Genomic DNA, 14023 nt, shown 5'->3' with positions numbered 1-14023 from the left:
TCAACCCTTGTGGGGCTGGGCTGCGTCCGTACTGCTGTCGCCTGCTGCAGGTTGACCGGGCGTAGGTTCCGAACCGTTGCGGCGAGTCTTGCGCTCTAGAACCAGGTACACCACGCACGCAATGGCCAGCGGCATCAGGAAGTACAGCGCTCGGTAGGCGATCAGCGCAGCCAGCAGTGCGCCTTTGCTGTACTGCCCTTGGAGCAGGGAGATGAAGATCGTTTCCAACACGCCCAACCCAGCGGGGATGTGGGTGATAACGCCGGCAATACTGCTGATCAGCAAGATGGCCAGAACGGTCAGGTAATCCACTTTTTCTGGCAGCAAGGTGAAGATCAACGCCCCCATCAAGGCCCAGTTACACGCCCCGAACATGGCCTGCAACGCGGCCAGACGGAAGGAAGGCAGGGTAATTTCCTGTTTGCGCACGGTCCAGGTACGTTTTTTAGCGAACGCACACGCCAGCAGGTACGCAATACCCACCGCAACCATCGCCACACCGATCAGCCGTAGGCCTGTGGTTCCGATCTTGACGCTATCAGGCAGGGCGGGTAGGCCCATGGCGAACACGGTGCCGCCTATGAGCAGGTAGCCCAACCAGTTGGTCACCAACCCCAGGCTCAGAATCTTGGTGATGGTACTCACGCTCAAGCCCAACTTCCCGTACAGGCGGTAGCGAAGCGCTATTCCACCTACCCAAGAACTCAGGTTGAGGTTGAAGGCGTAGCACACGAACGCCAGTGGCAGGACCTTAGTAGTGGGTAATTTGTGACCGGTATAGCGCCGAGACAAGAGGTCATAGGCGCTGAATACCCCGTAACTGGCCAGCGCAATAAGGGCGCCAAGGGCAAGGGTGCCGCCTTTATAAGAGCGCAGCGCGTGGCTGACCTCTTGCCAGTCCAGGTTACGCACCAGCATGAACAGCAAGACCGGCACGAGGATAAAACAGCTCCAGGTCATGAGGCGCCGGGCCCATAGCCATTTGCGTGAACGGGGCTTGTTCTGCTCGCTGGGCGTTTTAGCAGGGGCGGCAGGGTCTACGGAGGGGTTCATAGGTTTTTCTCCGCGTTCATGGACGTGTCGGCTGGGCTTTCATTGACGGTGGTCCAAGGTTTTAGCCGGGGCGAATGAGCGGGCAGCAACCCGATCCAGGCCGGGAAATGCCGCAAGAAGTGAAAGCTTAGGAAAATAAGCGGCGCTCGCCACCAATAGCCTCGCAGCACCCGCTGCAAGGTGATGCTTTTACACTCATGCTCAGCCAGCGGCGCCAAGTGGTCGTGTAGGCGTTTGTTGAACGCCTTGTCGTCGATCACCAGGTTCGCTTCCAGGTTGAGTGACAGGCTCAAGGGGTCAAGGTTGCTGGAGCCTACCGTGGACCAACGGTCATCTATCAGCGCGACTTTGCCGTGCAGCGGGCGAGTGGTGTATTCACGAATGCTTACCCCGTCGCGTAGCAGGTAGTTGTACAACAGCCGCGAACACAGTCGCACCAAGGGCATGTCCGGCATCCCTTGCAGGATCAACGTCACTTTCACGCCACGGCGGGCCGCATTGCGCAGCTCACGCAGTACGCGGTAGCCAGGGAAAAAATACGCGTTGGCGATCAACACCCGATCTTTGGCCGCCATGATGGCGTTCAAGTAATGGGTCTCGATGTCGTCCCGGTGATCGTTGTTGTCACGGATGCTCAACAATACGCGGGCCTGTGCAGTGTCTGCCTCCAGCGGCAGGCGTTCAGTAAGCCAAGGTTTGGGCTTGCGCGTTACCCGGCTGGTCTGGTCCATCAGCGCCAGGGAGGCCTTGTGCAAGTCTGCCACGATCGGGCCGCGTACCTGCACGGCATAGTCCTGCTTCGCCATCGGGCCATAGTCGCCGAGGTGGTCGGCACAAAAATTGATGCCGCCTACAAAGCCGATCTCGCCATCCACTACCACGATCTTGCGGTGCAGCCGCCTGAACAGGTTGGTGCGCATACCCAGCATGCGCTTGCTGGGGTCGAACGCCAGCACCCGCACGCCCGCTTCAGACAAGGCCTGCAAGGTGGCTGGCAACAGCTCGGCACTGCCATAGCCGTCTACCAGCACCTCTACGCGTACCCCTCGGCTGGCGGCGTTGGTCAGCACTTCTTGCAGTTGGCGGCCTACCTTGTCATCCCTGAGGATGAAGGTCTCGATCAATACTTCTTCCCGCGCCTGGCCGATGGCTTCAAACACACTGGGATAGAACTCTTCGCCATTCATTAGCAACTGAATGGCATTGTTTTCGCGCCATTGCTCTTTCACAGGCACACCTCCACGGCCAACGGCACATGGTCAGACAAGTGCGACCAGGGTTTTCGGGCAAGGGCCAAGGGCGCCTTGGCTTTGGCGTTGCGTAGATAAATGCGGTCCAGGCGCAGCAGTGGCAGGCGGGCCGGGAAGCTACGTGCGGGCGCGCCGTAGGCCTCGACGAACGCTTCATGCAACCCGCAACCGGCCAGCAGCCTGTCCGCTTGAAGCCGCCAGTCATTGAAATCGCCTGCCACGATCACCGGCTCGTTGGCGGGTAACCCTTCCAGCAGTTGGCAGAGCAGCCTCAGCTGCTGATGGCGTTGGGTTTCACGCAGGCCCAAGTGAACGCAAATGGTGTGAACCGGGGGCTGGCCAGGTACGGCCAATACCGAATGCAACAGGCCCCGTTCTTCTTGGCCGGCCACGGTCACGTCATGGTTCTGATGATGCAAGATGGGAAACTTGGACAGCAGGGCGTTGCCATGATCGCCATCGGGGTACACCGCATTACGCCCATACGCAAACACCGGCCAGATGCTGTCGGCCAGGAACTCGTATTGAGGCACGTCGCTCCAGTTGTCATAGCGCTCGCCATGACGTCGATGTACGCCCAGTACTTCCTGCAGAAAGACCACGTCGGCGGAGGTCGCGCGTACAGCCTCCCGCAACTCGGGTAACACGAAGCGGCGATTGAGCGGGCTGAACCCTTTATGCGTATTGACGGTAAGTATGTGTAACGAATGTACCGGCGGGGCTTCCTCTGGAAGCACGTCCGCGGCCGTGACCTGTTGGTCTAGCGGCCGGAAATCCCGTGTTGCCATCGGCCAAGCTCCCAAGTGCTATCAAATTATCCTGATAGTCGGACTGGCTCGGGAGGGGATGGTTCAGCAACCGAAACCGCAGAGCGCGGCTGTGGTGAGGGATGGGCTGAAGGCTGCTGGGGTCGCTGTAGGTAATTCCATTAAAGTGTGGCTTAACGGTTGAATTAGCTAATAAGCCACAAAATAAGGGATTTGATTAGGTTGATGAGGCCGGCCGCTAATTCTATAATCCCAGGCACTTACCAGCGCAGATGGGTTGGGCACGCACTATGTTAGACTTCAGCTTCAGTAAGCCGGGCGAGGTCGTCAAGCGTCTTTGCAATCGCCTGCGCATAGAGCGCTTGGCATTAGACATGACGCAATCCGACTTGGCCGGGCGTGCTGGCCTCAGCACAAATACAGTGTCCAACCTTGAAGCCGGGCGCAATGTTGGATTTGAGAGCGTCGTTCGTGTGGCGATGGTTCTTGGACAGACCAAAGAGCTTGAAGGCCTATTCCTGCCAAAGCTAGACACCATCGAGGATATTCGGCGCTACGAAAACAGTGCCAATCGTCTGCGTACCAAGAAGAAGTCCGGCAATGCTTGAGCAGGTGAACGTCTTTTACGAGGGCTGGGGTGAGCGATGGCAATGGGGCACGCTGGTCTCCACGACGGCCCTGACCGGTCGCCCGCTGATCGCGTTCGAGTACAGCAATGAAGCCAGACAACGGCGTTTGGAGCTGTCCTCCTACAGGCTCCCGTTAGAGGGGGCTCAGTTGCGCCGCGATTTTCCAGACCACCAACTGTACTTGCCAGGGCCTGTTTACGACGCCTTGCCGGATGGCTGGGGCCTGTTGCTGATGGACCGCCTGTTCAGGCGCCGTGGGCTCACCACAGCGCGCATTGGCGCACTGGAACGGCTGGCCTACATCGGTAGCAATGCAATGGGGGCCATGACGTTTGAGCCTGTGGCACCCGAAGGGCAGGCGTCCGAGGTCGATATTCCACTTGAACAGCTTGCCGCCGACGTGCAGGAAGTGCTCCAAGGAGACGGTGGCGAGTTCCTGCACACATTAATGTTGGTAGGTGGCTCGCCCCAGGGTGCAAGGCCTAAGGCCCTCGTTTATCGTGATCCTGAAACCGGCCGGTTCACCACTGCCGTTACGCCGGGCTGTGAGGCGTGGTTGGTCAAGTTCCCGGCGAAAGAAGAACATGCCGAGGTGTGCGCTATCGAAATGGTTTACGCCCAAGCGCTGCGCCTGTGCGGTATCGAGACCCCTGACACGCAGTACTTCAGCCTACCTAATGGATTGGCGGCCTTTGCCAGTAAGCGATTCGACCGCCGAGATGGGCTGCGCGTACCCATGCAAAGCCTTGCAGCCTTCACAGGAGCGAATTACCGCACTCCGGGGGTGTTGGACTACGTCAACGTCGTGCGGGCGACACAGATGTGCACCAACGATGTGCGACAGATGAAGGTCGCCTTCGAACGTGCCGTCTTCAACGTTGCGTTCAACAACAGAGACGATCATCCCAAAAACTTCGCCTACCTGATGTCGCAAGAGGGCCAGTGGAGACTGTCGCCGGCCTACGACGTGACGTTCTGCGAGGGGCCAAGTGGTTACCACCAGATGGATGTGATGGGGGAGGCGCTGTCGATTTCCCGCACGCACCTGCTGCGGCTTGCCGAAGAGGCCGAGGTTCCTAAGGACGTTGCAGGCACAATGATTGACAGTATGTGCGAAGTCGCCAGCCAATTTACAAGCCTGGCTGAGAACCTCTACCCCCAGGTTATTATTCCAGACACCTTGCGCACGATCCAAGACCGCATCGATCAGAACGTGGCCCGGTTACGACATTGATCGACGTGTTCTCAGAAGCTGGGCCTTTCAAATGTCGCTTTCACGGAGATGAATGCCCAAATCGTCGCGGCCGGGTGCAAGATGTGGCTTAAGCGTCAATCCCGGAATTTCATAGTCTCCGGCATTCTGGCGACGGAAAGGTAAAGGCTTATCATCGAACAGGTTATCCAGTCGGGCAGCATAGGCCGTGCACAGCTGTTCGGAACGAGCAGCATCCATTTTTCCGATTTTATAGATTGGGAAAGGCGGCATCACTGTGAAACCAGGGTAGAAAAGGATCCCATGCTGGATGGGGAATAAACAGATTATCCAGCGCACCATTCGCTTTCAACTCGCTTGTCTCAGCATTGGCGCACAGCGACTTGGTTGCGGCGGTACCAGAAAGGCTGGTGCGAGCTGAGCCGGCACTTCACGTCCAAGCGCCTCCACTCGCCATTCCGGGTTTTGAAAAGCTTATGTTATGGCCTGAACGATTGCACCGGGATCCCGCCCATATGTGGCTTCGTGTTTCTGGTCGTGGATCTCGATAGCCCGGCCGGGCCCAGAACCTGGCGCTTCAGTTGGCCGCCGAGCCGGGTGGCAGAGGGGGCCCGGGTTGAGATGCAGAGGGGGCACCTTACCTTCGCTGTTCATGGCCGGTTCAACCATTGGGCCAGGTCGCTGATTAGTCGTTCGGCAAGTGCAACTGCACCTCCATGGCGTCATGAAGGAGCCTGACGACTTCGATCACTTCGTCGTTTGCAACACGATAAAACACGATATGGCGTGGGCTTTTGACTGTTCCATGGGGTTGTTTGGCCTGCTGACGTGAATAGATGAGGTGATAGCTGCGAAGGCCCGGCGCAAGCTCGCGGTTGTGGCTGCCAATCCGATGAGGCGTGTCGGCAAGCGCTTGCAGCGCCGCGAGGATCAGCGCCTGGTAGCGCTGGCGCGCTTGATCGCCGAACTGTGTTTGGGAGAGCCTGAGGATATCGACAATGTCGACGCGCGCCGAGTTGGAAATCCGATACTGCGGCATGCTCAGTGTTTCTCTCTCGCGGGGAGGGTTGCCTCCAGGCTCAAGCCCTCAAGGTAGTGCTCCAGATCCCCTTCGTTCGCCTGAGTAAAGCGCCCATGCTCAAGATCCATGATGCCGATTGAGGTCGCCTGGCGCAGTGCCTCAATTTTGGCGGTGTCTTCCGCGACGCGCTGCTCCAATAAACGCAAACCCTCTCGCATCACTTCGCTGGCATTCTGATAACGGCCGGACTGCACCAGGTCATGGATAACCTGATCCTGGTGAGGGGTGAGCACAACGTTTCGGGTCGCCATAACTAGCTCCAGCTCCATACAAACAGGTACTTTTGACTGTTGGCATATTATGCCATTTTCACTCAGGAGAATAGTTTGGGGCCGACATCCGGCGATCAGAGCTATGAAAGTGATAAGGAAGATTCCGGTTTAGGTAAGAGCTGCGTGGATGATCAAACCATGCCCTCAGATATGCCCCAATGTAGCAATCCACTGGAAGTGGATGGATCTCCACGGTCTATGAAAAGGCAAAAATGACCTGATAAACAGCCTTTCCAACGACGCCTGAAGACTCAAAGACTCAAAGACTCTCAGGATCCCCAAAAAACATCTGCAGCCGGGAGCGCAGCCAGCGCTCACTGGGGTCGTTGTCCTGGGAGCCGCGCCAGGCCATGTGCAGCTCGAAGGTTTGGATGTCCAAGGGCAGCGGCTCGGCCCGCAAACCACCTGCTGCGGTCAACGCATCGGCCGTGTAATCGGGCACGATGGCTAGGATATCGGTGCCCGCCAGGATCGTGCCCAGGCCGTTGAATTGGGGCACTGCCAGCACCACGTGGCGCTTGCGCTTCAGCTTTTCGAGGGCGGTGTCGATGAACCCACTCAGGTCGCCTGCGTACGAAACCAGCGCATGAGGGCGTTCACAGAAGTCGTCCAGGCTCATGGCGCCTGGCATGCTGTCGGCGCGCAACAGTCGGGGCACGCTGCGCCGCAGCACCTTGCGCTTGGCGTTGGCAGGCAGTTCGCTGGTGTAGCTGACCCCTACAGAGATTTCCCCCGACGCTAGCAGCGCGGGCATCAGAATGTAATTGGCTCGGCGCACCACCAACACGATCCCTGGCGCCTCGGCTCGGAGCCGCTTGAGCAAGGGTGGCAGCAGGGCAAATTCCACGTCATCGGACAGCCCAATGCGAAACACCGCATTGCTGGTGGTAGGGTCGAACTCGGCTGCCCGGCTGACGGCCGTGGAGATGGAATCCAGCGCAGGTGAGAGCAGGGCGAAGATCTCGCTCGCGCGGGCGGTGGGCTCCATGCTGCGCCCGGTGCGCACGAACAATGGGTCGTCGAACAGGCTACGCAGCCGAGACAGCGCGGCACTGATGGCAGGCTGGCCCAGGAATAGTTTTTCGGCGGCCCGTGTCACGCTGCGCTCGTGCATCAGGGTTTCGAAGACAATCAGCAAATTCAGATCGACACGGCGAAGGTCGTTACGATTCATCTGGACCGCTCTGGCTAGGTTTTTCTGCGCTGAGATAGTACGGGTAATGCTTCCCTTGGTGCACGGCAAATATTAAATCAACGCGATAGCGATTGAAGTGGGGATCAATATTAGGCATGTTGACTATCAATTTCCCTCGGTGGTTAACCGGCTAAAGCCCGGATAACCTACGGGGTAATAGCAGTGATCTGACGAGGTTAGCGATGTCCCGCACAATCCGTTTTCACCGGTTCGGCCCTGCCGAGGTGCTCAAGTGTGAAACGCACGACGCAAGGCTGCCGGGGCCTGGCGAAGTGCAGGTGCGGGTCGCAGCCATTGGCATTTCGTGGTACGACATCCTCTGGCGGCAGAACCTTGCCCCTTCTCAAGCGCGCCTACCGGCGGGCTTTGGTCAGGAAATGGCCGGCATCGTCACGGCCGTGGGGGCTGGGGTCACCGAATTCAGCCCAGGGCAGGCAGTGGCCAGTTTTCCGGCAGCCGATGCTAACGATTACCCTGCCAGTGCAGAGTGGGTAGTAATGCCGGCCGAGGCGCTCATCCGTTACCCAAGCGTACTTACCCCGTCGCAGGCAGCCGTGCACTACACCCCTTTGCTAATTGCCTGGTTCGGGTACGTGAAGCTCGCCAATGCGCAGCCGGGCCAGGTCGCCTTGATTACCGATGCCAGTCATTGCTCAGGCCCAGCCTTTGTGCAACTGGGCAAGGCGCTGGGTGTCAAGGTCATTGCCGCTACCCGCAGCGAAGCCCAGCGCGAAGCCGTGCAGGCGCTGGGTGCCGATAAAGTGGTGGTCACGGATGACGAAGACTTGCTGATGCAGGTGAGCAAGTTTACCGATGGCAAGGGCGTGAACATGGTGTTCGACGGCCTGGGTGGCCCCCAGATGTCGTTGCTGGGGGATGTATTGGCGCCTCGGGGCAGCCTGGTGCTCTATGGCCTGCAGGGCGGTAACCAAACGCCATTCCCGGCGTGTGCGGCCTTCCAGAAGAATATTCAGTTTCACGTTCACTGCCTGGGCAATTTTACAGGCAAGCCTGAACTGGGCATCACGCAGGACCAAGAGGCTGTACGCCAGGCCCTCACCCAAATCAATCAATTGACGGCCGACCGCGTATTGTCGCCCCAGGCGATCCGGGCGTTCCCGTTCGACCAGTTCGTGGAAGCCCACCGTTACATGGACGCTTGCCCTTGCTGCGAACGGGCAGTGCTGGAAATAGCAGATCCAGAGATCAGCTAAAAGCGAAGTAGCGTCGCTTAAAAATACTGGTCATCCATACAGTTATGGGGTACAAATGTGCCCCATGGACACCTTACCCCTAACCACTCGCCCTTACCCCAGCCCTGCGCGCCTTGCTTACGCGGGGTACCAGGCGTGAGCGCGACTGTCGTCAGCCTCGACGCCCTCTTAGTGGGGCGGCAGGTATGGAAGGGCCGCAGTGGCCCTGAGCATGCTCACGACCGTCCTGTCCAACCCACAGGCCATACGCAACTGGACCACCTCTTGCCTACCGGGGGCTGGCCGCCCTCAGCCTTGAGTGAAATTCTGCTGCCCGCTCAAGGGTGTGGCGAACTGAGGTTGCTTTGGCCTACGTTGGCCCGGCTCACTGCTGCCGCTCAGCGCGTAGTGCTGGTAGCGCCTCCCTATATTCCCTACCCACAGGCGTGGCAGGCCGCCGGCGTAGACCTAACCTGGCTCACCCTTGTTCAGGCCCAAGGCGCTGATGCGTTATGGGCCGCCGAGCAATGCCTGCGTTCTGGCAGCTGTGCAGCGGTAGTGTGCTGGCCCTGCCTTGAGGGCAAGGGCACGGGGGACGACCGCGCGCTGCGCCGGCTGCAGGTGGCCGCCGAGGCAGGCCAGGCCCTCGGGTTCGTGATTCGCCCCCATAACGCCGCGTTGAACCCGTCACCCGCCGCACTGCGCATTGCGGTCAGTGTCGAGCCCAGCGGGTGGCGCGTCCTCAAGTGCCGTGGTGGGCAGATTTCAGGCCGCCTCGTGGCTTCACCGGCGTTCGCCTGAGGTTGCCATGCTTTGGGCCTGCATCCTCTTCCCGCGCTTGGCCATGGACATTGCCCTCAGGCAGCAAGCCGACCCACTGGCCCCCTTGGCACTGGTGACGGGCCCGGCCCAGCGACGAGTCTTGCACGCGGTCAACCCCGCAGCCAGGGCACAAGGTCTGCGCCCAGGGCAAAGCCTGAGCGCGGCCCATGCCTTGAGTCACACCCTCATTACCCTTGACTATGACCCAACTGCCCTTGAGCACGCCGAGCGCTTATTGGCGGCCTGGGCGTATGGGTACAGTTCGCAGGTGAGCCTGCACTATCCGCGGGCGTTACTGCTAGAGGTTGCTTCGGGGATGGGCCTGTTCGGCCCGTGGCCCAGGTTCGAGGCACGTTTGCGTGAAGAGCTGGCCGCTCTAGGGTTTGCCCACCGCATCGTATTGGCGCCCAACCCGGTAGCGGCACGGATGCTCGCCAATGCCCACGATGGCCTGGCCCTGGCCACGAAGGCGCAGCTGCAGGGCGCCATTGCGCGTTTACCGGTCGACCGCATTGGGCTGGCGCGCGAGCAGGCAACGGCATTGATGCGCATGGGGCTGCGCGATGTTGGGCAGTTGTTGCGCCTGGAGCGCGCTGCCCTGGCGAGGCGGTTTCCGGCGCACGTGCTCGCACAGCTCGACGCACTGCAAGGCTTGCGCCCTCAAGCCCTTGAGTTTTTCACGCCGCCTGAGCGCTTCGACAGCCGCATCGAGCTCAATTTCGATGTGGAATCCACCCAGGCATTGCTGTTCCCCTTGCGCCGCCTTATTGCAGACCTCGGGGTGTACCTCACCGGGCGTGATGGCGGCGTGCAGCAATTTGTGGTGCACCTCGAACACGCCGAGGGTGACGACACGCAGGTGCCGGTAGGCTTGCTGAGCCCGGAGCGCGACCCGGCGCTGCTGTTCGAGCTGGCCCGTGGGCGGCTTGAACCGGTGCAGGTTGAACGGCCGGTACGCAACCTGCGGTTGCTGGCGGAGCAATTGCCGGCCTACACGCCTACCGTTCAAGGGCTGTTCGATGCCAGGGCCGGGGCGGGGCAGGGCTGGGAACAGGTGCGAGAACGGCTGCGTGCCCGCCTGGGCGATGAGGCCGTCAGTAGCCTCAGTTATCAGGCGGACCACCGCCCTGAATGTGCCTGGGCTCTTGCCGAGCACCCTGCCAGCGGCCAGGTACTCGGCACGCTGGCGCCGCGCCCAGGGTGGCTGTTGCCTCGCCCCGAAGCGCTGCCCTCCGGCGGCTGGGTGTGCCTGGCGGGGCCAGAGCGTATTGAAAGCGGGTGGTGGGACGGCGGGGACGTGCGCCGTGATTACCTGCGGGTGCAGATGCCGTGTGGGCGCCAGGCGTGGGTGTACCGGGCAGTGGGGGATGAGCGCTACTGGCTGCAGGGGTGGTTCGGGTGAGCACCTACGCTGAATTGCACTGTGTTTCCAACTTCAGCTTTCAACGCGGTGCGTCCAGTGCCCAAGAGCTGTTTACGCGCGCCAAGCGGTTGGGGTATGAGGCCTTGGCCATCACCGACGAGTGCACGCTGGCAGGCATCGTCCGCGCGTGGCAGGCAGCCAAGGCCTGCGGTATGCCCCTGATCGTGGGCAGCGAGGTACAGGTCAGCAACGGTGTTCGCGTGGTGCTGCTGGTACGTGACCTCGGTGGCTATCAGTCGCTTTGCCAGCTCATTACGCTGGCGCGGCGCCGCGCCAAAAAGGGCAGTTACCAACTGTTTGCAGAGGATTTTCAGGCCCTTGACCTGTCGGGCCTGCTGGCGCTATGGCTGCCGTCAGAGGGGGCAGCCCCTCAGCAGGGTGAGTGGCTGGCGCGGCTGTTCGAGCGCCGTGTATGGCTGGCGATCGAGCTTCACCGTGGCCCTGACGACGCCCGGCGCCTGGCGCATCTGCAAGCCCTGGGCGCCCAACTGGGCATCTCATGCCTGGCCAGTGGCGACGTGCACATGCATGCCCGTGGCCGGCGCGCGTTGCAGGACACCTTAACGGCGGTGCGTCATCACCTTACCGTGGCGCAGGCGGGCCCCTGGTTGTTCGCCAATGGAGAGCGCCACCTGCGCAGCCTTGAACAGCTTGCTGAGCTTTACCCCCCTCATTTATTAGCTGAAACCTTGAAGGTGGCCGCGCATTGCACCTTTGACCTGGGGCAGTTGCGCTACCACTATCCGCGTGAAGTCGTGCCTGCGGGGCAAACCCCTGACACCTGGCTGCGGCACCTTAGCCTGCAGGGTGCCGCGCAGCGCTGGCGCACGGGTGTACCCCCAGCGGTGGTCACCCAGATGGAGCACGAACTGCAAGTCATCGGCGAACTGGGGTATGCGTCCTATTTCCTCACCGTGCACGACATCGTGGACTTCGCTCGGCGCCAAGGCATTCTGTGCCAGGGGAGGGGGTCAGCTGCCAACTCGGCCATCTGCTACGCACTAGGGATTACCTCCATCGACCCGGCCCGCGCCAGCCTGTTGTTCGAGCGGTTTATCTCAAGGGAGCGTAACGAACCGCCTGATATCGACGTAGATTTCGAGCATGAGCGGCGCGAAGAGGTGATTCAGTACGTATTCACACGGTACGGGCGTCACCGCGCGGCGCTGACGGCTGTTGCCAGTACCTACCGCGCCACCGGTGCGATCCGCGACGTGGCCAAGGCCCTTGGGCTACCGGTAGACCAAATCAATACGCTCGCCGCCTGCGTGGGGCGGTACAGCGACGAACTGCCGCCCCCGCAACGGCTGGCCGAGGCGGGCTTCGACCCGGCAAGCCCGGTGCTGCGCCGGGTAATGGTGCTTACGGGTGAACTTGTCGGCTTTCCGCGGCGCCTGTCCCAGCACCCTGGTGGCTTCGTCATTTCCGAGCACCCCTTGCAAACCCTGGTGCCGGTTGAGAACGCCACCATGGCAGACCGCACGGTTATCCAGTGGGACAAAGATGACCTGGACGCCGTGGGCCTGCTGAAGGTCGATATCCTGGCGCTGGGCATGCTCAGCGCTATCCGCCGCTGCTTCGACTTGATAAAGGCTTATAGGGGTGAGGTGATGACCCTGGCCGGGATACCCCCTGAATGCCAGGCCACCTACGCCATGATCGGCCGGGCCGATACCGTGGGTGTGTTCCAGATCGAGTCACGGGCGCAGATGGCCATGTTGCCTCGGCTCAAGCCCCGTAACTTCTACGATCTGGTGATCGAGGTGGCTATTGTGCGGCCGGGGCCAATCCAGGGCGACATGGTGCACCCTTACCTGCGCCGACGTAATCAGGAAGAGGCGGCGACCTATCCTTCGCCTGCGCTCCAAGCCGTGTTCGAACGCACCTTGGGTATTCCCCTGTTTCAAGAGCAGGTCATGCAGCTTGCCATCGTCGCGGCCGATTACACGCCAGGGGAGGCTGACCAACTGCGCCGCTCAATGGCAGCCTGGAAACGCCAGGGTGGCCTGGGGCCGCATCAGGAGCGACTGCGTCAAGGCATGATGAAAAACGGCTACAGCGAAGCCTTTGCCTTGCGTATTTTCGAGCAGATCAAAGGCTTCGGCAGCTATGGATTTCCAGAGTCCCACGCCGCCAGCTTTGCCCTGCTTACCTATGCCAGCAGTTGGCTGAAATGCCATGAACCGGCCGCCTTTGCCTGCGCGTTGATAAACAGTTGGCCCATGGGTTTCTATAGCCCGGACCAGATCCTTCAGGACGCTCGGCGTCATGATATCGAGGTGCGCCCGGTGGATGTACGCCATAGCACGTGGGACTGCTCGCTAGAGCCCGGCGAGACGGCCCAGCCCGCGCTCAGGCTGGGCCTGCGGATGGTGCGGGGGTTCGTCGAGTCAGCTGCACACCGGCTGTGCCGTACACGCGCCGATCGGCCGTTCACCAGCGTGGAGGATGTCGTGGTGCGGGCTGAGCTGGACCAGCGCGCCAGGGCCTTACTGGCCGACGCGGGCGCGCTGCAAGGGTTGTCTGGGCACCGTTATCGCGCCCGCTGGGACGTGGCCAGCGTAGAGCGGCAGCTACCCTTGTTCGCCGGAGTCGAGGCATTACCCGAGCGGGAGGCAAGCTTGCCGGTGCCCACGGTCGGCGAGGACATGCAGGCCGATTACGCCGTATTAGGCACCACGCTGGGTGCTCACCCCTTAGCCCTGCTGCGTCGTGCGCTGGGTAAGTGGCGCTGCCGGCATTCACGCGACCTGGCTAGCCTTGCCCACGGCCGGGCAGTGGCGGTCACCGGCCTGGTCATCAGTCGTCAGCGACCGGGCACCGCCAGTGGGGTCACGTTCGTGACCTTGGAAGATGAGTTCGGCATGGTCAACGTGATCGTCTGGCGCAGCCTTGCCGAGCGTCAGCGCGCCGTATTGGTCGGTGCGCGCCTGTTGCAGGTGCGTGGGCGCTGGGAGCGGCAGGGGGAGGTGTGCCACCTGATCGCCCACCAGTTGCTGGACATGACAGCCCTGCTGTCCGGGCTTGACGTACGCAGCCGGGACTTTCACTAAGGCGCCACGCGCATCGCAGTCCGGCGCGCCTGGTAGTGATTCGGCCACCGGCAACCTGTAGCCTTATGTGCT

General features: G+C 61.0%; 12 protein-coding genes and 2 pseudogenes. 7 read left to right on the top strand and 7 right to left on the bottom strand.

All coding sequences use genetic code 11. The features are described from left to right. The 3 genes from AC4LE2_RS10610 to AC4LE2_RS10600 are packed head-to-tail and all read right to left on the bottom strand — an operon-like array spanning position 1 to position 3091. Positions 1-1053 carry a lysylphosphatidylglycerol synthase domain-containing protein gene (locus AC4LE2_RS10610; RefSeq protein ID WP_491825725.1) on the bottom strand — a complete coding sequence of 351 codons (1053 nt, stop codon included), beginning with the start codon at positions 1051-1053 and terminating at the stop codon, positions 1-3. Further along, a complete protein-coding gene (gene clsB, locus AC4LE2_RS10605) occupies positions 1050-2282 on the bottom strand; it encodes a cardiolipin synthase ClsB (RefSeq protein ID WP_491825724.1) in 1233 nt (410 codons plus the stop codon). Before clsB ends, AC4LE2_RS10610 begins: the two co-directional genes overlap by 4 nt. Then, positions 2279-3091 (bottom strand): endonuclease/exonuclease/phosphatase family protein, encoded by an 813-nt coding sequence (locus AC4LE2_RS10600; protein ID WP_491825723.1) that lies wholly within the window; start codon positions 3089-3091, stop codon positions 2279-2281. The genes clsB and AC4LE2_RS10600 overlap by 4 nt, the downstream gene beginning before the upstream one ends. A gap of 269 nt (positions 3092-3360) precedes the next feature. Here AC4LE2_RS10600 and AC4LE2_RS10595 point away from each other — a divergent pair, with 269 nt between their 5' ends. Next, positions 3361-3678 carry a helix-turn-helix transcriptional regulator gene (locus AC4LE2_RS10595; RefSeq protein WP_491825722.1) on the top strand — a complete coding sequence of 106 codons (318 nt, stop codon included), beginning with the start codon at positions 3361-3363 and terminating at the stop codon, positions 3676-3678. Continuing rightward, on the top strand, positions 3671-4933 hold the full coding sequence (locus AC4LE2_RS10590) for a type II toxin-antitoxin system HipA family toxin (RefSeq protein WP_491825720.1): 1263 nt from the start codon (positions 3671-3673) through the stop codon (positions 4931-4933). The genes AC4LE2_RS10595 and AC4LE2_RS10590 overlap by 8 nt, the downstream gene beginning before the upstream one ends. Before the next feature lie 27 nt (positions 4934-4960). Here AC4LE2_RS10590 and AC4LE2_RS10585 read toward each other — a convergent pair. Continuing rightward, positions 4961-5255: pseudogene (locus AC4LE2_RS10585) on the bottom strand (NAD(P)H-dependent oxidoreductase); the annotation flags it as partial. On the opposite strand from AC4LE2_RS10585, the pseudogene AC4LE2_RS10580 reads away from it, so the two are divergent. After that, positions 5239-5463, top strand: a pseudogene (locus AC4LE2_RS10580) (hypothetical protein); the annotation flags it as partial. The pseudogenes AC4LE2_RS10585 and AC4LE2_RS10580 sit on opposite strands and share 17 nt — an antisense overlap. Positions 5464-5597: 134 nt before the next feature. On the opposite strand, the gene AC4LE2_RS10575 reads toward AC4LE2_RS10580, so the two are convergent. The 3 genes from AC4LE2_RS10575 to AC4LE2_RS10565 form a co-directional block, all read right to left on the bottom strand. Beyond that, positions 5598-5951, bottom strand: coding sequence for a type II toxin-antitoxin system RelE/ParE family toxin (locus AC4LE2_RS10575; protein ID WP_491825719.1), 354 nt, complete (start codon positions 5949-5951; stop codon positions 5598-5600). Positions 5952-5953: 2 nt separating this feature from the next. Beyond that, entirely contained in the window at positions 5954-6244 is a 291-nt protein-coding gene (locus tag AC4LE2_RS10570; RefSeq protein ID WP_491825718.1) for a type II toxin-antitoxin system ParD family antitoxin, read from the bottom strand. 280 nt (positions 6245-6524) lie between these two features. After that, the gene (locus tag AC4LE2_RS10565) at positions 6525-7439 is read right to left on the bottom strand and encodes a LysR family transcriptional regulator (RefSeq protein WP_491825717.1); all 915 of its coding nucleotides are present in this window, start codon (positions 7437-7439) and stop codon (positions 6525-6527) included. Positions 7440-7642: 203 nt separating this feature from the next. On the opposite strand from AC4LE2_RS10565, the gene AC4LE2_RS10560 reads away from it, so the two are divergent. The 4 genes from AC4LE2_RS10560 to AC4LE2_RS10545 all read left to right on the top strand — a co-directional run bounded on the left by AC4LE2_RS10560 (position 7643) and on the right by AC4LE2_RS10545 (position 13951). Then, positions 7643-8674 carry a zinc-dependent alcohol dehydrogenase family protein gene (locus tag AC4LE2_RS10560; protein ID WP_491825716.1) on the top strand — a complete coding sequence of 344 codons (1032 nt, stop codon included), beginning with the start codon at positions 7643-7645 and terminating at the stop codon, positions 8672-8674. A 135-nt stretch (positions 8675-8809) separates the two neighbouring features. Further along, entirely contained in the window at positions 8810-9454 is a 645-nt protein-coding gene (imuA, locus tag AC4LE2_RS10555; RefSeq protein WP_491825715.1) for a translesion DNA synthesis-associated protein ImuA, read from the top strand. 7 nt (positions 9455-9461) lie between these two features. Continuing rightward, positions 9462-10877 (top strand): Y-family DNA polymerase, encoded by a 1416-nt coding sequence (locus AC4LE2_RS10550; RefSeq protein ID WP_491825714.1) that lies wholly within the window; start codon positions 9462-9464, stop codon positions 10875-10877. Continuing rightward, entirely contained in the window at positions 10874-13951 is a 3078-nt protein-coding gene (locus AC4LE2_RS10545) for an error-prone DNA polymerase (RefSeq protein WP_491825713.1), read from the top strand. The genes AC4LE2_RS10550 and AC4LE2_RS10545 overlap by 4 nt, the downstream gene beginning before the upstream one ends. Positions 13952-14023 lie beyond the last annotated feature (72 nt).

Source organism: Pseudomonas sp. 9.3L (genome assembly GCF_058536285.1).
This window is presented reverse-complemented; position numbering and strand designations above follow the sequence as displayed.